The organism is Bacillus sp. 1735sda2 (genome assembly GCF_024159245.1).
GTDB classification, from domain to species: domain Bacteria; phylum Bacillota; class Bacilli; order Bacillales; family Bacillaceae; genus Bacillus; species Bacillus pumilus_O.
In genome coordinates, this window is record NZ_JAMYWZ010000001.1 from 2,468,535 (window position 1) to 2,488,998 (window position 20,464).

Sequence of the window (20,464 nt, forward strand, 5' to 3'; positions counted from 1 at the left end):
TTGCAATCTAAAGGTGTGTTTGATAGAATACAACTTGTTCTATTGTGAAGATTTAACCTTAAGACAATTGTGTTTAGGTTGTATCTTAGGAGGTGAAACACATGCCAAATATTAAATCAGCGATCAAACGTACAAAAACGAATAACGAACGCCGTGCACACAACGTGACAATCAAGTCTGCGATGCGTACTGCGATTAAACAAGTTGAAGTTTCTGTAGCTAACAACGATGCTGAGCAAGCAAAAGCTGCTCTTTCTTCTGCTGCAAAACGCATTGACAAAGCCGTTAAAACTGGTCTTGTACACAAAAACGCAGCTGCGCGTTACAAGTCAAGACTTGCTAAACAAGTAAACGGACTTTCTGCATAATGCTTGCAACGCCTCAGTAATGAGGCAATTGTTTAACTGTACGTCCGTCCTGACCGGCCCAGCCATTAGGACAGACTGGCAATTATACATCTAAACAAAAATGACCTTCTTTTTAGAAGGTCGTTTTTTTATGTTCAAGCGCCTAATAGGCGAAGCAGAAACAATTCTAGCAATAGCTGCTTGTCCTTTTTACCGGTTTTCATTTCATAATCGATCGTTGATAGCTCTTTGACAATCTGCTTGAGCTCTTCTTCTGAAAACAACCTTGCCTGATCCATAGCAAGTTTAACGCGGAATGGGTGGACTTTTAGATTTGAAGCAATTTGTTTTTGTCCATATCCTTGCTGAGCGAAATACTTCGTCTGCAAAATCAAACGAAATTGAGTAGATATGAGTGCCAATATTTTAATGGGTTCCTCATTTTGTTTCAGCAAGTCATAAAACATCTGCATGGCCTGAGAGCGGCGTCTGTTGACAATTTGGTTAATTAATTCAAAAATATTCTGCTCTAAACTTCTTGCAACGAGTTGATTGACATCCACTAATTCAATTTCTTCTCGCTCTCCGATATATGTACTCAGCTTCCTGACCTCTTGAAACAACGAAGATAGACTTCCGCCACACAGCATGACAAGCTGCTCAGCCGCTTCAGAGAAAATCGACTTTCCTTCTGTTTTCACCAGTGTAATGGTGAAATCCGTTGTTTCTTTTGGGTTTAACTCTTTTGCCTCAACCATAGCCGCTTTCTTTTTTAGCAATTTAGTGATTTTCTTCCGTTCATCCAGCTTTTCATATGGTGCTAATAAGACAAGAATGGTATAAGGCGCCGGCTTTTCTAAATAAGCTTCTAACAGAGAAAGCTCATGCTCGATCTTCTCCTTTTTCTTTTCCGCTGTAAGAAAATAAGGGTTCTTGATCACAACGAGACGCCTTTCTCCCATGAACGGAAAGGTCTCTGCATCTGTCACAGCCTGTTCAAGCGGTACCTCTTCCATATCAAAAACGGAGTAATTAAAATCCTTTGTCTCCTCATCTACTACAGCTTGTCTTAATTTAGCTGCTGTTTCTTGCAGTAAATACGTTTCTTTTCCATATAAGCAATAAACGGGATGGATATCCCCTCTTTTTAAATTGTTCCAAACCTCAAAGACCATAAATTGAATCCCTCTCTTTCACTTCCTCCTCTATCCTAAAGTGTGTGAAGACATTAGTAAAGAGGAAGCTGAAAGTACCGCCTCCTCATTTATAGTAAACGTCTGGTGCAAGCTCCCGGGTCAGCTTACTTCAGACGATATTCATAAAATGATCATGAAAATGGAAAACGGTTACTTTACCTTCTAGCAATTCCAAATGAGTTCAAGTATACTAAAATTAGCCAGGAGGGATGAAAATGAATGAATTTGAAAAAAATGTTCAAAGCAAGCGGAATGATGTGACCGACTCAGCCGTTGGTTTTATCGTCACATTCGGATTTTTCGCCTCAATGTTTATTTTGGCAACTATTATACACCTCGTTGGATCTTAACTTCATGAATGCTACATGACTGCCTTTTTGGCAGTTTTTTTATTGATTTTGTAAGATATCATATGGAGGATGTGTGTAAAACGTTCCTTTCTGCTCAATAAATTCAAAGGTCACACTCCCGTCTCGGTCTGTGCGATATACCTTCGTTTGATGATCCTTTAGTTTTTTCAAGACGTCCTGATGAGGATGCTGATAACGATTCCGTTCACCAGCCGAAATGAGCGCGATCGACGGCTTCAGATGCTGAAGCCACTCATCACTTGTTGACCCTTTGCTCCCATGATGCCCAACCTTTAAGACATCTGCTCGCAGGTGAGGATAAGCTTCTATAATGTCTCGTTCTCCTTCATGTTCAAGATCTCCAGTGAATAGGAACCGTTTCCCGCCAAGAGTAAATGATAGAACAAGTGAATCATTGTTCTTACTTGTCACCATGTCTTGCGAAGGGTGAAGAACCTCAAATATGTGCTCTCCAACTTGGAGCTGGTCTCCTCTTTCTAATTCATCAATCATGATCCCTTTTTCAGCTGCTTCTTTTAGCAGTTTTTCATCCTCTGGATTTCGGGCAAAACCTTTTGGTATAGCCAGCCGCTTTACTTTCTTTCGCTTGATTAAACGAATCGCTTCTCCCATGTGGTCTTGGTCTGCATGCGTGAGAATCAGCACATCAAGTTTCGCTATACCTTTTGAATGCAAAAACGGAATTAGCGTTTGATCACCGATCGTAGACACTTTACGTCTTTTTTTCCATGGTTCATCATCAAAAGAAAGTCTGCCACCTGTGTCCACAAGTAGATGTCCCTTTCGGTAAGGGAGCTGAATAAACAAACTATCCCCTTGTCCTACATCCAGCATCGTGACCTCTCCTTTTTGAAGAAAATTCGGGGTGAAATAGTGCACACTCAAGACACCAATAAGTAACAGAATCGGCACGATATAAGATTTCATGGAACTATTGCACTCCACCCTAAATAGCAGAAAAACAATGGCGCTCACTTCAAGAAGAATATGCCACCAAGTCGATTTCATAAAAATCAAATTGAACCCATCAAAAACTGCCATATGTGCTGACAACTGATGACCTAGCTGGATGACCGAATCAAGCAGTTGGAACAACGCTTGTCCAAGCGGAAGATACATGATAGACAAAAGAAAAAAGAGTAAGGACAGAGGCAGGACAACTGTTGTATAAAAAGGGACAAATATCATATTCAATGGGATGCTCAGCAAAGAAAATTGTTGAAAATGATATAAAAGAACAGGAAGCGAGGCAAGTTGTGCAATAAAAGAGATCAGGAATAACTGCATCACTGCACTTTTCGCTTGTGATAAGATACTGGTTGATAACAAAATAAAAAACGTTACCACGAATGAAAGCTGAAATCCGATATCAAATAGATATAGAGGATGAATCGCTAATAAGAATAAAAACGTTGCGCTTAATACGACAGCAGAAGGCTGTTTCATTTCTTTTGGCAGGCTTGTCATCACTAAATAGATTCCTGCCATGAGGCAAGCTCTTAAAACTGATGGTGCAGCACCTGTCAAACAGGCATAAACAGGAAGAAAGCATAATAGAAGAAGACGCGCTGTCTCTCTTGTCACACCAGCACGAAGGAGACACCAAAATAAACAGGCAAGAAGCGTTTGCACATGCAGTCCTGAGATCGCTAACAGATGAATAATGCCGAGCATTTGATAGTCTCTTAGTGTGTCAGGATCAATTAAGTCACGGTCTCCAAAAATGAGAGCTTGTACAATCCCTACAGAGTTTTTCGGCACATGATCTTCTAAGAATCTTAAACCCTTTTGCCTCATCTTTTGAAGATAATAGGAAGGACGATCATTTTTTGTACAGTCTTTGATTGACTGTGGTAAGAAAATGGCATGAATGCCTTTTGATTTTAGAAATTGATCATAATGAAACCCGTTAGAAATGGTTGCGTGTTTAGGCGGCCGAACTTCACCTGTCATATGACAGCTCATACCTGGCTCTACGTCTTTTAGTGCCTCTTTTTCACGCTCTGTTTGAATGGTATAGAAAGCCGCTAGTCGTTCATCACTTGTAGACACAGTTGCTGAAAATCGATTGCCATCTGTTTTCGGAATACTTTCAATCACAACGGAGCCGGAAAAGAATTTTTCTTGAACAGGTTGATTGTTTCAAAAAACTCATGAACCATAAAAATAAGGGTATAGACAGCTCCACATAGGCTGACCACGAGAAAGAGTTTGGGGATTTTTTTTAGTAGGCTGAGAAGTAAGATAATGAGAAGAAAGAGAAGGAAATACATATGAAGATGATATGCAGCTAGAGCAATTCCAACAGCTGCTGAAATTGCCCCAAACGGCAAATAATTAAACATAGGACGTAAATAATTGGTTCGCCTTCTCGTGCATATCGCGAATTTCTTTTTCATTAAGTCCTGATTCACTTAGCTTACCAATTAAATCTGCAACAAAGGCTAATTTTTCTTGATTTTTCAAGTCGATGATCATTTCATCGAGTTCGACTTGTTCCGTTTGAACACCTGCTTGCTCAAATAAATCAATGGCGTAGGGGTGATTTTTATAATCCTTTGCATAGTATACGGTTCGAATGCCTGCTTGGATAATAGCTTTACAGCACTGCAAACAAGGAAAATGCGTGACATATATTTCAGCATCGGCTGTAGGTGCACCAAATTTGGCACATTGTAAAATAGCGTTCATTTCCGCATGGATGGTGCGAACGCAGTGATGATCAATGACATAGCATCCCACATCTGCACAATGGACATCACCAGCAATTGAGCCATTATATCCCCCTGCAATGATACGCTTGTCTCTGACGATGGTCGCCCCAACAGCTAACCGCTCACAGGTGCTTCGTAAAGCAAGTAAATGGCTTTGTGCCATAAAATATTGATTCCATGAAATTCTTTCCACGAGCTGATCCCTCCAGAATGATGGTTGGTATTAAGTGTACATGCCTTCCTTCTATACCGTCAATTCTACTTAACGGTCAATTCATTTTTCAGCCGTTCAATGGTCTTCTCCCCAAAACCTGAAATGTTCCGTAAATCTTCAATTTGTTGAAATTCTCCGTGTTCCTCTCTGTACGTAATGATAGCTTCTGCTTTAGCTGGCCCTATTCCATTAATGGTTTGCAATTCTGCTGCATCAGCCTGATTCACGTTGACACTTTGACTCTTTTCATTACCTGATGGAGCATCTGCACCTCCTGTTTGTGTCTGCCTCTCTGCTTCTCCCTGCTTCCGGACATAAATCATCATACTATCTTCTAATTTTGCTGCTTGATTAATTTCAATTGTGTCTGCTTTACTAGTAAAACCTCCTGCTCTTCGAATCGCTTCTTCTACACGTGCATCAGATTGAAACGTATAAACACCCGGCTTTTTCACAGCTCCTTTGACCTCCACAAAAATGGAGGATGAGTCATTATCGGGCTTTTCTGTTTTGTCTTCTAATGTGACATGTTTGTCTTGATCGCCCTTCAATACACTTGGCTCTCTGGTGCTCCCCTTATTTCCTGCCAAAAGGAAGAAAGTGATGATGATCGCGCTTATAAGCCCAGCTCCGATATAAAGACTGTATTTTCTCAATGGAATGAGTCGCTTCACGTGTTCACGCTTCTTTCAATCATATTTTTCTATTGCACAACATACTGTTTAGAAGATAACAGATCCTATGCGCCTAAGGAGGGAGAACGTTTGAATATCGGGATAATCGGTACAGGAAACATGGGTACCATACTTACTGAGGCATTTATTGAATCAAAGGCAGTCAATCCCTCATCCATCACCATCACAAACCGGACCATAGAAAAAGCGTTCAATATAAAAAAGAACCACCCAGAGCTTGAAGTTACGAAACAGCTTACAGGAGCTGTCTCGAATAAAGATTTTATCTTTGTTTGTGTCAAACCGCTTGATATTTATCCACTTTTAAAAGAGCTGAGCCCTCTTTTAACAGAGCACCAAACCATTGTCATCATTACAAGTCCGGTTCATCCTGAACAGATTCAGGATATCGTTCCTTGTCAAACAGCTAGGCTGATTCCAAGCATTACGAACCGCGCTTTATCAGGTGCGTCACTTTTAACATTCGGATCGTCATGCAGTGTCGCAACGAAAACAGCGTTAAGACAATTAGCTTCCTGCATTTCAACACCTATTGAAATTCATCATTCGATTACAAGAGCGGCGTCAGATATCGTCAGCTGCGGTCCTGCCTTTATCAGCTTCCTCGTTCAGAAAATGATTGAAGCAGCCGTCGAAGAAACAGATATTTCTAAAGAAGAAGCCACCACCTTATCAGAAGATATGCTAGTAGGGCTTGGCCGTTTGATTGAAAAAAGACTGTATACTCTTCCGACACTGCAAGACAAAGTCTGTGTAAAAGGCGGCGTCACGGGTGAAGGGATTAAAGCACTTGAAGCAGGTGTTCAAGATATGTTTCATCGCCTCTTTCAAAACACCCATGAAAAATTTGATGAAGATCTTGAAGCGGTTGCGCAACAATACCCGCCAAGTGTGTTTACTGATGATCGCAGAAATTAATCCAATCTGCAACAAGCGAAAAAAGGGTTTTAAAAAACCATCGTCCATTAAACGATGGTTTTTGGTTTCTTAGCTGAAATGAAATATCTTTCGGCGAATTCCCCGGGCGCTTCATTTGTAAAATCAGCGGTCACTTCTATTTGTTCAAAGCCAGCGGACACAAGGAACGCCGCATAGGTCTCAAATGGAAATGTACGCTGTTCATGTGTCTCATCATAACGCTGATACACATCTCCGTCCTTTACAAAAAAGCTTAAATCGTGAATGACTGAATACATGTCATCCCCTTTATCACTCTGCCAAATATAGCTGATCTCTTCATCTTGATCGGCATAAGTCGAACCTGGGAATATCTCTTCCATTTTATAAGGAGTATGAACATCAAAGAGTAAAACTCCATCTGCCTCTAAAAGCTGAAACATGTTTTTAAAGGTTTTTTTGACGTCATTTTCGTTCTTTAAGTAATTCAAGGAATCACAGCATATAACCGCTGCTTGAAAGACTTGCTCAAAACCCGTCAGCTCTCTCATATCTTGATGTAAAAATTGAATGGACTGCTTTTTCGCCTGTGCTTTTTGCTGCGCGAAAGCCAGCATTTCTTCACTGAGGTCAATTCCTGTGACTGCGTGACCTTTTTCAGCTAACCGAAGAGAAATCTCTCCAGTTCCACAGCCAACATCAATAATAGCAGCATTCGGTTTGACATTCTGCTGGATCCACTGAACCCATTCATCATAAGGTGCATGTGTCATGAGCTCGTCATACACACCTGCAAACCCTTGATAAATCATGAGTTAATGCCAAGTGAAAGCGTTTCTCTCGGCGCATCTCCCCATAACTTCTCTAGGTTATAGTATCCTCTTTCTTCTTTGTGGAACACGTGAGCAATGACATCACCAAGATCAATCAATACCCATCTTGCTTCATCAAAGCCCTCCATCTTCTTCACTTCAATTCCACTTTCCTCTGCAAGATGTTTTACTTCTCTTGCTATGGCCTGCACTTGTTTATCAGAGTTCCCGTGACAAATGAGAAAATAATCGGCAACAAGTGAGATCCCTTGCATATTAAGGGCAATAATATCCTCAGCCCGTTTATCATCGCATGCTCCTGCTGCGACGTTTAAAATTGATGATGAATCCATCCAAATTCCTCCTTAATTGTTCTTATGCACAAGTGAGTTGTAAGTTGCGAGCGTATCTGGAAAGACTGGCTGATTCTTTTTCAGCAAAAAGCTGATCGTGTTTTTCAGTGACTGAATCAATGCGCTATCCAAATCTTGCTCTGCTAACGCTCTTACTTCTTCAACACCAGGAAAATGACGTCCTGGTTCGATATAATCAGCGACATAAATGACCTTTTCAAGTAATGTCATGTTTGGTCTGCCTGATGTATGAAATTCAATAGCCGTTAAAATGTCTTGGTCGTTAATAGCTGCTTCCTTTTTAACCAAATAGGCACCGACCGGGGCATGCCAAAGCTCGGGCGAATATTCCAGCAATAGAGGGTTCATCTGTTCCTGCTGGATAATCCCCTTCATCTCATCCTTTGGTCTAAATTTCGCATAATCATGAAAAATAGCGGCGATCTCTGCTTTTTTCACATCTGCACCGAAACGTTCCGCTAATGAAATGGCTGTCTCCATAACTCCAAGTGTATGTGTATATCTATGCTCTGTTAACTGCTCTTTGACACAGTTCAATGCTTCTTCACGATTCATATAAGTGATGCTCCTTTATATAACGCTCAACAGCTTTCGGTAACAAATAATCGACAGGTTTTTCCTGCATGATTCGCTGCCTAATCAATGTCGATGATACATCAAAAGCTGGAACATCTGCAAACAAAAGAGAATATGTCGTACTTCCGGTATAACCCGGTCTTTTCATCCCAATAAAAGTAATCATCTGAAGCAAATCATCAATCCGATGCCATTTTGGCAAATACTCGACCATGTCCGCTCCAATCATAAAAAAGAACTCATCTTCAGGATGACGCTTCTTTAAAAGCTCCACCGTATCTACTGTATAAGATGGACCCTCCCGCTCCATTTCAATGAGCTCCAGCCGAAAATGTGGATTTGACTCAATCGCCGCTTCCACCATTTTCACCCGGTGACGACTATCTGCTCGCTTCCGGTCTGTTTTATGAGGGGGCTTGTGATTAGGAATAAACCAAATTTCATCAAGCCCTACTTGAAAACGCACCTCATTTGCCATCAGTAAATGCCCATTATGAGGAGGATCAAATGTACCGCCGAACAATCCTATTTTTTTCATATCATATCCACCTTTACGGCAGCTTAATTTGTTTGTTTTCCTTCGATTCTTTATAAAGGACAATCACATTTCCGATCGTTTGAACAAGTTCAGCTTTTGTACCTTTGACAAGTGCTTTCGCAACTTCCGTTTTGTCCTCGTCGCAGTTTTGTAATATGCTGACCTTTAATAATTCTCTTACTTCAAGCGCCTCGGAAATCTGCTTGGTCATATTGTCATTTACCCCGCCTTTTCCTACTTGAAAAATAGGTGATAAATGATGTGCTTTTGCACGTAAAAAACGTTTTTGTTTCCCTTTTAACATGGTGTTCCTCCTAATTTCTGTATGACAATTGACTTCATTTTTCTTACGTCAGGCGTGATGCCTGTCCACAGTTCAAAGGCTCTAGCTGCTTGTCCAACAAACATGCCGACACCATCTACTGTTTTCAAACCTAACCCGGCTGCTTCTCTGAGCAGCTTTGTTTCTATTGGATTATACACAATATCACAAACAACCGCTGTTTTTTTTGCGTTTGCTAAAGAAATCGGGGTTTCTTCAACATTCGGGTGCATACCAATTGAGGTCGTATGGATGATGACATCATATTCCCCAAGCTGCTCTTCCGCCGTCCTTAATGTAATGGCACTAGAAGTGATGTTCCCATCTGCACTTTTAATTAAAGCCTCAGCTTTTTCAATGGTGCGGTTGGTAATATCAAAGCTTTTCGGTGCATAGTCAGCGATTGTCGTATAAATGGCTCTTGCCGCTCCTCCAGCACCAATTAAGAGAAATGAAAGCTCTGTTAATGGCTGATCCAAGGCTTCGAGCAATGAATGAAGAAAGCCCTCTCCATCTGTGTTGTACCCAACGAGTTGACCTTCTTCAAGCCGCACCGTATTGACGGCACGCAGGCGTTCAGCTGTGACATCAATTTTGTCCAGATACTGCATGATGTCTACCTTGTGCGGAACAGTGACGTTAAAGCCGCTGATCCCTAAGGCTTTCATACCGTTAATCGCATCTTTCAGGTCATCATTTTCTACTTGAAAGCCGTGATAATGTCCATCAATTCCAGCATCCTTTAATGCTGCATTATGAATATCCGGAGACATTGAATGGCCAACAGGGTTACCGATTACTCCGTATAATGGTTTCAAAGTCTCTCCCCCCTCTGAACATTTAAATTAACGAACGTCTCAAAAACACATGCACGCCTTTTGGCGCATAGACTTTGATTTGCTTACCTGCATCATTTGCCGTGATCCATCCTAAGCCTGAGAAAACGATATCCATTTTCGGCTGATCTATGGTAAAGGTATGCGGAACGAGTGGTGGAAAATCTTCCATCCCCTCTTTTGATGGCGGTGATAGCAATTCCCCTGCATGTTTTTCATATAAATCATCTGCGTTTTCTAACTTTGTTCTGTGTATGTTCAGCTCATTTGGCATATAGCAGACAAATGATGTTCTGCCGCCTTTTACATAATCAAATCGAGCAAGCCCGCCAAAATAAAGCGTTTGTGCTTCGTTTAATTGGAACGTTCTCGGTTTTAATTCTTTTTTCGGCGTTAAGATCTTCAAGTCATTTTTGCTGACATAATGCGCCATCTGATGACGGTTGATAATGCCTGGTGTATCAAATAGAGCAGATCCGTCATCAAGCGGAATCTCAATGGCATCAAGTGTTGTACCTGGATATTGGGATGTGGTGATCACGTTCTCTTCGCCAGATACTTCTTTGATGATTCGATTGATAAATGTGGATTTACCAACATTCGTACAGCCGACGACATAGACATTTCTTCCTTCGCGGTAATGATCGATCGCTTCCATCACCTCAGGTACGCCTTGACCTCTGCTTGCACTGATTAAGAACACATCGATCGGGTTCAATCCGTTTTCTTTCGCTTCCCGTTTCATCCAATGAACCAAACGATCTTTTTTCACGGATTTCGGTAAAATATCTACTTTGTTGCCGACAAGTAAAATCGGGTTACCACCGACAATACGACTCAGCCCATTAATCCAGCTTCCGTTAAAGTCAAAAATATCAACGACCTTGACAATCAGAGAATCTGTCTCTCCGATGCTGTGCAATATATTTAAAAAGTCGTCTTCTGTTAAAGAAACATCTTGTATTTCATTGTAGTTCTTTAACCTAAAACAGCGCTGACAGATTACATCTTCTTTCAATAGAGATGCTGCCGGCGCATATCCTAATTGATCTTTATCTTCCGTCTGAATGGCTACACCGCAGCCAATACAAACAACCTTTTCCATTATTACTCTTCCTCCCACTGAATGTGGCCCTTACGCTTTAAGGCTCCTAAAATTCTGCGTTCAATCTGCCTGTTAAACTTAGTGAAAAATCCGTCTGAAGCAGCAACAGGGACAACCAAAATTGTATGGAAGCCGTGACGGTTCCCGCCTAGAACATCGGTCATGAGCTGATCCCCAATCACCACCACATCTTCTTTTTTCAATTGCATATCGGAGACAGCCTTATTAAAAGCTCTTCCCATCGGTTTTTTCGCTTTATAAATAAACGGGATATGAACTGGTTCAGAAAAAAGCTTGACCCTTTTTTCATTATTGTTCGATACAATCGTCACTTGTATCCCGTGATCCTTCATTTCTTGAAACCATTCAATTAAGCGGGGCGTCGCACTTGGACGATCCCATTCTACTAGTGTGTTATCTAAATCGGTAATAATTCCTTTTACATTTCGTTCTTTTAGTTTTTGCGGTGAAATGTGGAAAATGCTTTTCACAAATTCATCCGGTAAGAAATACTTCTTTAGCACAATTTGCACCCTTTCTTCCATTGGTTTTTCAGCGATTGTGTCGAATCAAATCACAATTTGTCTGTCTATCGAATACATTGAAAAAGTTTTCGACATATGATGAGGACCTTCAACAGGTGTGGATAATTTTACACACATTATCCACCTATATTTCATCACGCTTTCATTCAATTATAAACACTCTACCCACAAGTTATCCACTTCACCATGTGGATAACAGAACGATTGTTCTTGTTTCCCATTCATGGTAGATTAAAGGTACTTCAGAGACATTCGATCAACCTATGATGATATGTCTTTTCCTCAAGTTTTATGCCAACTTTTTCAGGGGAGGTGTTTTTCCCATCATATGGGTTTCTAGTATGAAAAAGCTGTCAGATGATTTACTTATAGAATCGTACTATAAAGCAAATGAAATGAACTTAAATCGCGACTTCATTGAATTAATTGAGACAGAAATGAAAAGACGTTCGCTCGGGCACATGCTCTCTGTTTCCTCTTAATTCCATATCACAAGAACCATGCCTCCCGAGCACTCTCCTTTTTTAAACTCAGGTGACTGATATTATATCACTTGCGCTATAGGCTTACTACTATTTTCCGTAAAAAACACCCCTTCTCAACAAAGAAGAGGTGTCTTATTTGCAAGGCTGTTCATTCCAAAACCATAACCCTCCACCTACGACCAAAATGACCACAAGGAACACAACAAGAAAAGCGTAACCGATTCCTGCTCCTTGAGCTGGATAAGGCGAACACGCAGGGTAAGGATAAGGGCATCCCCACATATCAGTTACCTCCTTCTAGGAAGATATACTGTTAGACTATGCTGAATGGATGGTCTTGTTTAGGCAGATGGCCATCATTTAAAAATGTTTAATGACATCACGTTCTTTGATTTCGTTATAAATAATTCTTGCCCCTTTTGGCGTCATATGATTGCCAGAAGGGTCGATCAAACCTGACTGAATCAGCGCATTGTCACTATCTTCACCAGCTTCTCGGATGAACGCTTTCCAGTTGTCGACAAGCGGTACTTGCTGATCCTTGGCTATTTCTCTCGTGATGTCATTATAGGAATTTTGCCAAGCTCTTGCCCCGCCTCTCTCAGCAAAATAAGATGACTTATACCTAGAGTAATAATACAAGCCCTTTTTTCCGCCTTCTACAACAGGTACACAGGTCATGAGAATCGGGGTAATGCCTGCTTTTCTACTCTCAGAAATGAAGTAGGTTACGTTTTCTTTAAATCTTTTTTTCGTCACTCTGGGATGTTTCCCGTCTAAAATCGCCGCATCATTCGTCCCGAACATGATGAGGACGTAAGTTGGTTTCTGCTTTAAAATATCCTTCTCAAAGCGCAGCTTCGCATCTTCAGTCGTCTGCCCGCCAATTCCTGCGTTCTTCACTTGAATTTGACCGCGCTCGACGTTTTTCATGAGATTCACCCATTTTTCAGATGTTGGATAATCTCGAAAGTCCCAATTTGATCCCTTTGTATTGCTATCGCCAAATGCAATGACACTTTCTTGTTCTGGCTTTGAGCACCCAGCAGCAACACAAATCAGGATGAAAAGGACAACATATTTCTTCACAACATTCACCTCCAAAAGCCCTCTTCATATAGTAAACGACAAGACTTTTGGTTTCAATGAATGACTGTTTTTGACGAAATTCCTATTGCAGTTGAACAGGTACATAGGCATTGTCATGATGCAGTAGTTCGCTCACTTTGACAAATTCATAGCCTCGATCCTTTAATTCAGGTATCACTTGTTTCAGAGCTTCGACCGTCTGCTTTCGGTTCCCCCCGCCATCATGCAAAAGAATAATATCGCCGCCTTGAATATGATCAATAATCCGGCTCGCAATTTTGTGTGCACCTGGTCTTGACCAGTCCTTCGGATCTTGCGTAAAGGACCACATGACCACATCATATCCTTGTTTTGACAAAATGCGGAAAGATTTCATCGTCAAGCGGCCACCAGGAGGACGAAATAACAAGGGTCCGCCAGGCTGAAGTGAAGCGATATGAGCCGCTGATTCTTTTAGCTCCTGCTTGATCTCCTTTGATGATAACAGGTCAAAATACGTATGATTCATCGTGTGGTTGCCAAGTTCATTTCCTTCGCCTACGATTCGTTTCGCAATCTCTGGATATGTATGAATCCGGCTGCCTATAGCAAAAAAGCTGGCATTCACCTGATGCTCCTTCAGCACGTCTAAAACTTGATTCGTGTACACTGGATGAGGTCCATCATCAAAGGTCAGTGCAATCTTTTTTCGTTCCTGTCTCATGTCCCAAAAAGCTCGTCCTGTTTTTTCTAGGTCGATTCTTTTTAATGTTCGAGCTTCTATTTTATTAGGAACAAACGTGCATAGCAGTAATATACACAGCAAGACATGCAACCCTCTCATTTGACCGCCTCCACAGAACATTCTTACAGATTAAATTGCCCGCTTTTTGATGATTCATTCAGCATTCATGGTCACGATCTGCATCTCTAACTTCTCTTTTTACATAAAAAAAGCCGGCCATCAGGCCCGCTTTTTGTTTCACGTTTGGTTTCTCTCTTCAACTGTCGAACGTTGCTTAGAATTCATACAGACACTCTCCTTCTTGGATTTGATTTTGAGCCCATAATAATTTCTGATAATACTGGTTGGACTTCTGGTATTGTTGAGAGGCTTCTAAGGCTGTCGCAATTTCTAGTGAGATATCCTCTATATAAGAGTATAGGCTAAGTTTTTCCAAATAATCAATGGTTTTTTGCAGTTGTTCTTCATTCATTTCTTGAACATATAAAGCATCGAGATACTCAAACATATGACAGAACAGCTGGTCTTCATGCTTCTTTGCAGCTAATTTTCCATCTTCTAATATGCGGCATGCTGCTACTTGTTCATTTTGTCTAAAAAGTAGTTTTGCCAGCGTATAGAGCGTATGTGGAAGCGTGGGAAGTTGCTCTTTACAGGCAATTTCTGCCGATTCTGTTAAATAGCGTTCTGCTTCCTCAAGGTAGCCCAGTTCCCCATAACATTTCCCTAAATTATAAAGCGCTGAACTGTATATCCGCGGGTGATCGATTTGTGATGCGAGCTGTTTTGCCTTTTTTAAATGAGGCAGTGCCCGGTCTTTTCGTTTTAAATCTTGATAGTTTCCTGAGATCACAAACAGGCACTGAATGATGCGAATTGAATAAGCATCATGCTGATCGTATATTTCCAGCGCCTTTAAAATATGATGCATCGAGACATGCGTTTGCTTCATAATATAGTAGGCTTCTGCTACTTTAAAATGAAACTCAGCCTGCTCAATATCATCAAATACCATGGACAGCTGTTTTTCTGCCACTCGGTAATATTTGACGGCTTCTAAATATTCTTTTTGACTAAACTCATGCATGCCACGAAAAAATGCATGGTAATAATGCAGCATATCAGATAACTCATGATTGGAGTTTTCGATTTTATCGACAAGATTAGATACTGAGAAAGGTTGATATTTTGAAGGGTGTATATAGTCAAGCATGATCTGGTGCCGAAAACACATGAGCTGATAATAAATCAGTAAATGCTGGTCCTCTTCCATCCGTTCAATTTCCGCTTCTACTTCTGCTTTCAGGATTTCCGCATCTGGAACACTGAACTGCCGTATCATTCGATACCATTCATTAATTTTCATACCTACATGTGAAGAAAGAACCTTCCCCATGTTCCGAAAAAACCCCTTCCTTTTCGGTCTAATATTACATATTTTAGCACGCTTCTTGACCGCCAAGCACCGCAAAGAAACCGCAAACATATGAAAAGGGCAGCAAAAACAGACGAACTGAAGCCCGTTTTTTTCGAAAAAGATGATTTTTTCATCGTACAGACACAGACAATCCCCCCTTCACATACATTTGAGGATATAGGCAGTGGCCTAAACATGGTGGAGGTGAAAATCGTGGCAGGAGTATTTACAGCGATGGGATTGATGGTCAAAGAATTGGTGTTCTTAGTGTCCTATGTCAAAAACAATGCCTTTCCACAGCCCCTTTCGGGAGATGATGAAAAAAAATACTTAGCCCTTATGGCACAGGGCGATGAACACGCGAGAAATATGCTGATTGAACATAACCTTCGGCTCGTCGCCCATATTGTCAAGAAATTTGAAAATACCGGGGAAGACGCAGAAGACCTCATCTCCATCGGGACGATCGGACTCATTAAAGCCATCGAAAGCTATTCCTCTGGAAAAGGAACAAAGCTGGCAACGTATGCTGCGCGGTGTATTGAAAATGAAATCCTGATGCATTTACGCGCGCTCAAAAAGACAAAAAAAGATGTCTCCTTGCATGACCCCATTGGTCAGGATAAAGAAGGCAACGAAATTTCATTAATTGATGTCTTAAAATCCGAAAATGAAGATGTGATTGATACGATTCAGCTCAACATGGAGCTTGAAAAAGTAAAGGAGTATATCGACATTCTCGACGGCCGGGAAAAAGAAGTGATCGTCGGCCGGTTCGGTCTTGATTTAAAGAAAGAAAAAACGCAGCGGGAAATAGCCAAGGAGCTTGGGATATCGCGGAGCTATGTGTCACGTATTGAGAAGCGAGCGCTGATGAAGATGTTTCATGAGTTTTACCGGGCGGAGAAGGAGAAACGGAAGCGGGAGAAGGGGAAGTGAACTTTTTCCTAATACTAATAAAAACAGACCTTGTTGGGTCTGTTTTTATTTCGGCACCAAGATACTGTTTCTCTGCATTCCTTTTCATAATAGCTGCCCTTTATTCATACCGCCTATAAATCCAATTTAAATGATTGCGATATCCTTCTTGTTAATGAAAAATAAATGGTTATTATCATGATCTTTTTTAGGATAATGGTCAATTAAATATTCTCTCAAGGTATTTAATTCATCCATTTCAATCATTTTTGACTCTATTGCATTTTCCCACATTACAATTAATGTTTCATCGTCTATTACTTCTAGCACTTGAGGAACAAATTTTTTATTCTCTCTTCTATACGCTTGATACGCTGTGTAAGAAACTGCATCTAATACTGAATACCAGCCATATTGTTTTTGTTCATCTTTTTGTTTATTAGCGAACTCGGCTACATCCATATAATCTTCACTATCTATGTAGTTACATAAATCATCTGCACTTAACTCTTTGCCAGAAAGCCATTTCCAGCAATCTTCTAAAGCTTTTTCTCCTACGTGGTAACCATCATCTTCTTTATCTATGAATACATACATTTTTTCGGCTATTGCTAAGCCTAGTGCAACTTTGGCTTCTTCACTAAGGTCATTTATAAAATCCATTCTATAGCCTCTTTTCTATTTTTTTATTTGCCGAAACAAAAAAATTAACAGTTGATTTATAATAAATGCTCATTAAGAGTATTTATTTTTCACCCACAAGCAGAACTTACAATCTTTTTTAAAGGAGTTGCTTTAGTTGGAATGTATTTTACCAAAAAACACAACGCACTTAGATGACTGGATCGAAGCATTCTAACATCAAACATAACAAACCCATCCGAACTTGATCTATTAGACATCGCCTACCGCTCCAATTTAAAAGTTGAATTCTTAAACATTAGCAGCCGCTACTATGCTGGAACTATTATCATTGATAATCGCCTCAGTCCTCAAGAACAGTGGCAAGATTTTGGTCATGAACTTTGTCATGCGCTAAGACATGAAGGAAATCAACTGATTATGCCCCCTCTGTTGAGAGAGCTGCAGGAAATGCAGGCGAAGCGTTTTGCATATAAGTTTTGTATTCCGACATTTATGCTTAGAAAAATAAAAGCTATTCAACCATATAATAATTTCACAAATGAAATAGCATCTCTTTTCAATGTTACATATGAATTCGCTACAGAACGATCCATGACTTTAAACCTATGCCATATGTCATGATTTTTTTGTCTAATTTTGTCGAAAATCAACATTTCAATATTCTTTATATTATAATGTTTCCTGTATTACTAAAATGTGTATATAGAAGGGTGCAGACTAATGAAAAAAGCTAAACTAATTTTATTCTTATGCTTTATGGCAGTTCTAACTGCTTGTGGTAACACTAACAGCTCAACTGAGCCGACAAAAAAAGAAGAAACCAGTAAAGAGGCTTCAAAAGAATCAGCACAAAAAGAGAATAAACCAACGGCAGGACGCTTATCAAAGATTGGGGAGTGGAAGAAAGATAAAAATGGTTCTACACTGACTTTGAAAAAGATAAACGACAAACAAAAAGAAATAGATTTAAGTCCTATTAAGATGAAAATACAAGATGTTAAAGTTTTTGAATACAGTAATTTAGGTGAAGACGATAAAGAGCTTCTTTCTGATAATCAATATGAAAAAGATAAATATCATAGAATACAAATTACTTATACGACTGAAAACACTTCTGATAAAGATGTTTTGTTTTCTGGTGTTGATGTTATTACCACTAATACAAAAAAACAAATCCAAGTCAATACGGCTAATTTGTATACGGATAAAGGTGTTGGTTCTTTTTATGGTAAAGTCGAAAATGAAGGTATGGTTGTAGTTCCTTTACTGGTAGATGATGTTTCGGATTTGAGTTCAATCACACTTCACTTAAGTGATGTATATCTAAATGACGAACCTGAATTATTGCATGATGGGGCAAAAGTTAAATTCGATTTTTAAATTCTGCACCCCCCTCTTGACATTAATAATGAAATCCTGATGCATTTACGCGCGCTCAAAAAGACAAAAAAAGATGTCTCCTTGCATGACCCCATTGGTCAGGATAAAGAAGGCAATGAAATTTCTTTAATTGATGTCTTAAAATCCGAAAATGAAGATGTGATTGATACGATTCAGCTCAACATGGAGCTTGAAAAAGTAAAGGAGTATATCGACATTCTCGACGGCCGGGAAAAAGAAGTGATCGTCGGCCGGTTCGGTCTTGATTTAAAGAAAGAAAAAACGCAGCGGGAAATAGCCAAGGAGCTCGGGATATCGCGGAGCTATGTGTCACGGATTGAGAAACGTGCGCTGATGAAGATGTTTCATGAGTTTTACCGGGCGGAGAAGGAGAAACGGAAGCGGGAGAAGGGGAAGTGAACTTTTTCCTAATACTAATAAAAACAGACCTTGTTGGGTCTGTTTTTTTGAACATCACAATAGAGCTGACATACACAAAAAACTATGTCATGTTTTATCCTCAATTATTTCACTATGTTATTTTCTTTTAAGAAACGCTCAAAATGCTTATGACCTTCCTCCTCAATTAAATCATCTTCAATCAGATAATCTCCAATCAATAGCCCGAGATCATCCCACTTCTCAAATTCCTTCAAAAGTGTTACCCCATAACTTTTATGATCAAAAAACAATAACCATCTTCCTGTCTCTAAACTCTTAAAAAACACGCCTTCATAATCAAAACCATGTTCATAATACCCTACATGTAAATGCATAGTATCGTCTAAACTATGTAATTTTTCTTCTGTACTCTACTTCATCTTGCGCTCCTAACTTTTCATATCCTTCTGAAAATCAATATCCCTCAACTCAACCCATTCAACAAGGTCAGGAACTGTTTTTGTCGTCAAAAAATGGTGAACGATTTGATACGCTTGATTACGGTCGACATAGCTGCACGACGGCACATACAATGGGGCTCCTGCGACAAAATGCTCAATCGTTTCAATTTTTTCTCCCTTTTTAAAAGGGACCAAAAAATTTGGATATCTCATGATCAAGAACCCATACGGTTCCGTATAAAAGAAAACTAGACTTTCACTTTCCCAATCTTCTTCTATCTCAATGGAAGATTCCCCATTACCTTGTTTCCAATACTCTTCATCCTCCTGAAAGAAGATCTTTTTCATGAATTCTTCTCCCGGATTTTCTACTGGAGCTCCTGTGGGGCCGTAATATAAAAACATCAATATCGCTCCTTCATGCCTATATCAACTTGTTAACCAACAGTTCTATTTCCTTCAAATTGATAAAAAGCTTGTGGTTCTTCGTTTAATTTTAGCAAGTAATATAGCTTGGGGTTTAGCTTTTGAAAGTTTTGCTTGCTGACCCATTTTACTTTTTCAATATCATGATCCGGATCGAGAATACTCATTTGTCCTCCGGTGATTTCAGCAAAGAAGGTGATCATCAGTGCATGATGCTTTTTGTCTTGAAAGTATGCTTCTCGAACCGAATGAAGTTCCTTTAATTTGCAAACAAATCCTGTCTCTTCTTCTTTCACCTCGCGGATCACGGTTTGATGCAGGTTTTAGCCTTTTTCTACAGCACCACCTGGAAGTTCCCAATATCCCTTTACGTTTTTAACCATTAAAATATTTTCTGCTTCATCATTCATAATAGCTGATACTACGTCTACTCGTTTCAAACAAATCCCCCTCAATATTCTCTTTTCTCTTCAATTGTCGAATATATAGCACGAACAGTTCATTTCAATACATTCATTATACGGTATCCTTGATACAAGATACTGGATATGGAAGCAAAACAGCATTTGTGAGCAGATTGGAGGCTACAGCATGTGGATTATCATCATTTTACTGATTGTCCTCATTGGGTTTACTGGGAATATCGTTTCTCTTTTGAGACAAATCAAAGCATCAAATGAAAAAATTATCCAACTATTAGAACATCAAAAACCGAAAAAATAAAAACCTCACGCTACTAGCAGGAGGTTTTTTCCACAGGAAAAATCTTATCGTTTTTCTTCAAACAACATATATCTGATTCGACGAATATAATGCAGCGCAATATGAACGAGACATAAAATAAGCCCGATCATCGCAAGAATATAGATGGGCAGCATCAAACCAGGTGCGTAGTTCACGATAAAACCTAAACAAAACGCTGTCAGCATATAGAGGCTGATCAACCTCATCAATACCATCCGAAGCCCTCCCTTTATACACTCACTTTAACATATT

At 39.9% G+C, this 20,464-nt stretch carries 29 protein-coding genes and 2 pseudogenes; 9 read left to right on the top strand and 22 right to left on the bottom strand.

Annotation, left to right across the window (positions count from 1 at the left end; translation table 11 throughout):
* Positions 1–101 precede the first annotated feature (101 nt).
* Positions 102–368 (top strand): 30S ribosomal protein S20, encoded by a 267-nt coding sequence (gene rpsT / locus NKR21_RS12805; RefSeq protein ID WP_003217506.1) that lies wholly within the window; start codon positions 102–104, stop codon positions 366–368.
* Positions 369–502: 134 nt separating this feature from the next.
* Here the strand turns inward: rpsT and holA are convergent, their stop codons facing one another.
* Positions 503–1,522: a DNA polymerase III subunit delta gene (gene holA / locus NKR21_RS12810; protein ID WP_144455841.1), complete on the bottom strand. Its 1,020-nt coding sequence runs from the start codon at positions 1,520–1,522 to the stop codon at positions 503–505.
* Between the two features lie 236 nt (positions 1,523–1,758).
* On the opposite strand from holA, the gene NKR21_RS12815 reads away from it, so the two are divergent.
* Positions 1,759–1,893 (top strand): YqzM family protein, encoded by a 135-nt coding sequence (locus NKR21_RS12815; RefSeq protein ID WP_012010638.1) that lies wholly within the window; start codon positions 1,759–1,761, stop codon positions 1,891–1,893.
* Between the two features lie 39 nt (positions 1,894–1,932).
* Here the strand turns inward: NKR21_RS12815 and NKR21_RS12820 are convergent.
* The 3 genes and pseudogenes from NKR21_RS12820 to NKR21_RS12830 all read right to left on the bottom strand — a co-directional run bounded on the left by NKR21_RS12820 (position 1,933) and on the right by NKR21_RS12830 (position 5,516).
* Positions 1,933–4,259, bottom strand: a pseudogene (locus NKR21_RS12820) (DNA internalization-related competence protein ComEC/Rec2).
* Positions 4,252–4,821, bottom strand: a complete 570-nt coding sequence (locus tag NKR21_RS12825) for a ComE operon protein 2 (protein WP_012010640.1) — start codon at positions 4,819–4,821, stop codon at positions 4,252–4,254. Before NKR21_RS12825 ends, NKR21_RS12820 begins: the two are co-directional and overlap by 8 nt.
* Positions 4,822–4,886: 65 nt before the next feature.
* Complete coding sequence (locus NKR21_RS12830) at positions 4,887–5,516, bottom strand: helix-hairpin-helix domain-containing protein (protein ID WP_144455839.1); 630 nt, start codon at positions 5,514–5,516, stop codon at positions 4,887–4,889.
* Between the two features lie 90 nt (positions 5,517–5,606).
* On the opposite strand from NKR21_RS12830, the gene comER reads away from it, so the two are divergent.
* The gene (gene comER, locus NKR21_RS12835; RefSeq protein ID WP_012010642.1) at positions 5,607–6,455 is read left to right on the top strand and encodes a late competence protein ComER; all 849 of its coding nucleotides are present in this window, start codon (positions 5,607–5,609) and stop codon (positions 6,453–6,455) included.
* Positions 6,456–6,502: 47 nt separating this feature from the next.
* Here comER and NKR21_RS12840 read toward each other — a convergent pair whose 3' ends face one another.
* The 8 genes from NKR21_RS12840 to NKR21_RS12875 are packed head-to-tail and all read right to left on the bottom strand — an operon-like array spanning position 6,503 to position 11,521.
* Positions 6,503–7,246, bottom strand: coding sequence for a class I SAM-dependent DNA methyltransferase (locus tag NKR21_RS12840; protein WP_119125146.1), 744 nt, complete (start codon positions 7,244–7,246; stop codon positions 6,503–6,505).
* The gene (rsfS, locus tag NKR21_RS12845) at positions 7,243–7,599 is read right to left on the bottom strand and encodes a ribosome silencing factor (RefSeq protein ID WP_003217467.1); all 357 of its coding nucleotides are present in this window, start codon (positions 7,597–7,599) and stop codon (positions 7,243–7,245) included. The genes NKR21_RS12840 and rsfS overlap by 4 nt, the downstream gene beginning before the upstream one ends.
* A gap of 12 nt (positions 7,600–7,611) precedes the next feature.
* Positions 7,612–8,175, bottom strand: a complete 564-nt coding sequence (gene yqeK, locus NKR21_RS12850) for a bis(5'-nucleosyl)-tetraphosphatase (symmetrical) YqeK (protein WP_144455837.1) — start codon at positions 8,173–8,175, stop codon at positions 7,612–7,614.
* Positions 8,165–8,734, bottom strand: coding sequence for a nicotinate-nucleotide adenylyltransferase (locus NKR21_RS12855; protein ID WP_012010645.1), 570 nt, complete (start codon positions 8,732–8,734; stop codon positions 8,165–8,167). The genes yqeK and NKR21_RS12855 overlap by 11 nt, the downstream gene beginning before the upstream one ends.
* Positions 8,735–8,747: 13 nt before the next feature.
* Positions 8,748–9,038, bottom strand: coding sequence for a ribosome assembly RNA-binding protein YhbY (yhbY, locus tag NKR21_RS12860; RefSeq protein WP_012010646.1), 291 nt, complete (start codon positions 9,036–9,038; stop codon positions 8,748–8,750).
* Positions 9,032–9,874 carry a shikimate dehydrogenase gene (gene aroE / locus NKR21_RS12865; RefSeq protein ID WP_144455835.1) on the bottom strand — a complete coding sequence of 281 codons (843 nt, stop codon included), beginning with the start codon at positions 9,872–9,874 and terminating at the stop codon, positions 9,032–9,034. Before aroE ends, yhbY begins: the two co-directional genes overlap by 7 nt.
* 22 nt (positions 9,875–9,896) lie before the next feature.
* A complete protein-coding gene (yqeH, locus tag NKR21_RS12870) occupies positions 9,897–10,997 on the bottom strand; it encodes a ribosome biogenesis GTPase YqeH (RefSeq protein WP_144455833.1) in 1,101 nt (366 codons plus the stop codon).
* 2 nt (positions 10,998–10,999) lie between these two features.
* Positions 11,000–11,521 (bottom strand): YqeG family HAD IIIA-type phosphatase, encoded by a 522-nt coding sequence (locus NKR21_RS12875; protein ID WP_034662006.1) that lies wholly within the window; start codon positions 11,519–11,521, stop codon positions 11,000–11,002.
* A gap of 362 nt (positions 11,522–11,883) precedes the next feature.
* Between NKR21_RS12875 and NKR21_RS12880 the strand changes: the two genes are divergently transcribed.
* Positions 11,884–12,024, top strand: coding sequence for a sporulation histidine kinase inhibitor Sda (locus tag NKR21_RS12880; RefSeq protein ID WP_003217327.1), 141 nt, complete (start codon positions 11,884–11,886; stop codon positions 12,022–12,024).
* Between the two features lie 135 nt (positions 12,025–12,159).
* Here NKR21_RS12880 and NKR21_RS12885 read toward each other — a convergent pair whose 3' ends face one another.
* From NKR21_RS12885 to NKR21_RS12900, 4 genes are all read right to left on the bottom strand, one after another.
* Positions 12,160–12,309, bottom strand: coding sequence for a hypothetical protein (locus NKR21_RS12885; RefSeq protein WP_003217499.1), 150 nt, complete (start codon positions 12,307–12,309; stop codon positions 12,160–12,162).
* Positions 12,310–12,387: 78 nt separating this feature from the next.
* Entirely contained in the window at positions 12,388–13,116 is a 729-nt protein-coding gene (locus NKR21_RS12890; protein ID WP_253602520.1) for an SGNH/GDSL hydrolase family protein, read from the bottom strand.
* Positions 13,117–13,198: 82 nt separating this feature from the next.
* Positions 13,199–13,939, bottom strand: coding sequence for a polysaccharide deacetylase family protein (locus NKR21_RS12895; protein ID WP_041815757.1), 741 nt, complete (start codon positions 13,937–13,939; stop codon positions 13,199–13,201).
* A 175-nt stretch (positions 13,940–14,114) separates the two neighbouring features.
* Complete coding sequence (locus tag NKR21_RS12900; RefSeq protein ID WP_041815760.1) at positions 14,115–15,236, bottom strand: Rap family tetratricopeptide repeat protein; 1,122 nt, start codon at positions 15,234–15,236, stop codon at positions 14,115–14,117.
* Between the two features lie 231 nt (positions 15,237–15,467).
* On the opposite strand from NKR21_RS12900, the gene sigK reads away from it, so the two are divergent.
* Positions 15,468–16,196: an RNA polymerase sporulation sigma factor SigK gene (gene sigK, locus NKR21_RS12905; protein WP_034738387.1), complete on the top strand. Its 729-nt coding sequence runs from the start codon at positions 15,468–15,470 to the stop codon at positions 16,194–16,196.
* A gap of 126 nt (positions 16,197–16,322) precedes the next feature.
* Here the strand turns inward: sigK and NKR21_RS12910 are convergent, their stop codons facing one another.
* The gene (locus tag NKR21_RS12910; protein ID WP_012010655.1) at positions 16,323–16,838 is read right to left on the bottom strand and encodes an Imm6 family immunity protein; all 516 of its coding nucleotides are present in this window, start codon (positions 16,836–16,838) and stop codon (positions 16,323–16,325) included.
* 276 nt (positions 16,839–17,114) lie between these two features.
* Here NKR21_RS12910 and NKR21_RS12915 point away from each other — a divergent pair, with 276 nt between their 5' ends.
* The 3 genes and pseudogenes from NKR21_RS12915 to NKR21_RS12925 all read left to right on the top strand — a co-directional run.
* Positions 17,115–17,441 carry an ImmA/IrrE family metallo-endopeptidase gene (locus NKR21_RS12915; protein ID WP_338059317.1) on the top strand — a complete coding sequence of 109 codons (327 nt, stop codon included), beginning with the start codon at positions 17,115–17,117 and terminating at the stop codon, positions 17,439–17,441.
* Positions 17,442–17,540: 99 nt separating this feature from the next.
* On the top strand, positions 17,541–18,200 hold the full coding sequence (locus tag NKR21_RS12920; protein WP_144455829.1) for a hypothetical protein: 660 nt from the start codon (positions 17,541–17,543) through the stop codon (positions 18,198–18,200).
* A 21-nt stretch (positions 18,201–18,221) separates the two neighbouring features.
* Positions 18,222–18,620, top strand: a pseudogene (locus tag NKR21_RS12925) (sigma-70 family RNA polymerase sigma factor); the annotation flags it as partial.
* Positions 18,621–18,724: 104 nt separating this feature from the next.
* On the opposite strand, the gene NKR21_RS12930 reads toward NKR21_RS12925, so the two are convergent.
* Genes NKR21_RS12930 through NKR21_RS21270 form a run of 4 tightly spaced genes read right to left on the bottom strand, consistent with a single transcriptional unit; the run spans position 18,725 to position 19,908 of the window.
* Positions 18,725–18,976: a DUF3986 family protein gene (locus tag NKR21_RS12930; RefSeq protein WP_088000450.1), complete on the bottom strand. Its 252-nt coding sequence runs from the start codon at positions 18,974–18,976 to the stop codon at positions 18,725–18,727.
* A gap of 54 nt (positions 18,977–19,030) precedes the next feature.
* Entirely contained in the window at positions 19,031–19,447 is a 417-nt protein-coding gene (locus tag NKR21_RS12935; RefSeq protein ID WP_012010659.1) for an Imm1 family immunity protein, read from the bottom strand.
* A gap of 32 nt (positions 19,448–19,479) precedes the next feature.
* Positions 19,480–19,776 (bottom strand): NUDIX hydrolase, encoded by a 297-nt coding sequence (locus NKR21_RS12940; RefSeq protein ID WP_225970033.1) that lies wholly within the window; start codon positions 19,774–19,776, stop codon positions 19,480–19,482.
* A 15-nt stretch (positions 19,777–19,791) separates the two neighbouring features.
* Positions 19,792–19,908, bottom strand: a complete 117-nt coding sequence (locus tag NKR21_RS21270; protein ID WP_338059284.1) for an NUDIX domain-containing protein — start codon at positions 19,906–19,908, stop codon at positions 19,792–19,794.
* 151 nt (positions 19,909–20,059) lie between these two features.
* Between NKR21_RS21270 and NKR21_RS21200 the strand changes: the two genes are divergently transcribed.
* Positions 20,060–20,191 carry a hypothetical protein gene (locus NKR21_RS21200; protein WP_260851454.1) on the top strand — a complete coding sequence of 44 codons (132 nt, stop codon included), beginning with the start codon at positions 20,060–20,062 and terminating at the stop codon, positions 20,189–20,191.
* Between the two features lie 44 nt (positions 20,192–20,235).
* On the opposite strand, the gene NKR21_RS12945 is transcribed toward NKR21_RS21200, so the two are convergent.
* Positions 20,236–20,427, bottom strand: coding sequence for a hypothetical protein (locus NKR21_RS12945; protein ID WP_012010660.1), 192 nt, complete (start codon positions 20,425–20,427; stop codon positions 20,236–20,238).
* Between the last annotated feature and the right edge of the window lie 37 nt (positions 20,428–20,464).

Coding starts and splice junctions, on each gene's coding strand:
- rsfS (WP_003217467.1), bottom strand. CDS start 7,599: ATGGATTCATCATCAATTTTAAACGTCGCAGCAGGAGCATGCGATGAT.
- NKR21_RS12840 (WP_119125146.1), bottom strand. CDS start 7,246: ATGATTTATCAAGGGTTTGCAGGTGTGTATGACGAGCTCATGACACAT.
- yqeH (WP_144455833.1), bottom strand. CDS start 10,997: ATGGAAAAGGTTGTTTGTATTGGCTGCGGTGTAGCCATTCAGACGGAA.
- NKR21_RS12945 (WP_012010660.1), bottom strand. CDS start 20,427: ATGGTATTGATGAGGTTGATCAGCCTCTATATGCTGACAGCGTTTTGT.
- rpsT (WP_003217506.1), top strand. CDS start 102: ATGCCAAATATTAAATCAGCGATCAAACGTACAAAAACGAATAACGAA.
- NKR21_RS12920 (WP_144455829.1), top strand. CDS start 17,541: ATGAAAAAAGCTAAACTAATTTTATTCTTATGCTTTATGGCAGTTCTA.
- NKR21_RS12900 (WP_041815760.1), bottom strand. CDS start 15,236: ATGGGGAAGGTTCTTTCTTCACATGTAGGTATGAAAATTAATGAATGG.
- yhbY (WP_012010646.1), bottom strand. CDS start 9,038: ATGTTAAAAGGGAAACAAAAACGTTTTTTACGTGCAAAAGCACATCAT.
- NKR21_RS12930 (WP_088000450.1), bottom strand. CDS start 18,976: ATGCATTTACATGTAGGGTATTATGAACATGGTTTTGATTATGAAGGC.
- NKR21_RS12910 (WP_012010655.1), bottom strand. CDS start 16,838: ATGGATTTTATAAATGACCTTAGTGAAGAAGCCAAAGTTGCACTAGGC.
- NKR21_RS12895 (WP_041815757.1), bottom strand. CDS start 13,939: ATGAGAGGGTTGCATGTCTTGCTGTGTATATTACTGCTATGCACGTTT.
- NKR21_RS21200 (WP_260851454.1), top strand. CDS start 20,060: ATGTGGATTATCATCATTTTACTGATTGTCCTCATTGGGTTTACTGGG.
- NKR21_RS12855 (WP_012010645.1), bottom strand. CDS start 8,734: ATGAAAAAAATAGGATTGTTCGGCGGTACATTTGATCCTCCTCATAAT.
- NKR21_RS12880 (WP_003217327.1), top strand. CDS start 11,884: ATGAAAAAGCTGTCAGATGATTTACTTATAGAATCGTACTATAAAGCA.
- NKR21_RS12885 (WP_003217499.1), bottom strand. CDS start 12,309: ATGTGGGGATGCCCTTATCCTTACCCTGCGTGTTCGCCTTATCCAGCT.
- yqeK (WP_144455837.1), bottom strand. CDS start 8,175: ATGAATCGTGAAGAAGCATTGAACTGTGTCAAAGAGCAGTTAACAGAG.
- NKR21_RS12935 (WP_012010659.1), bottom strand. CDS start 19,447: ATGTTTTTATATTACGGCCCCACAGGAGCTCCAGTAGAAAATCCGGGA.
- NKR21_RS12815 (WP_012010638.1), top strand. CDS start 1,759: ATGAATGAATTTGAAAAAAATGTTCAAAGCAAGCGGAATGATGTGACC.
- holA (WP_144455841.1), bottom strand. CDS start 1,522: ATGGTCTTTGAGGTTTGGAACAATTTAAAAAGAGGGGATATCCATCCC.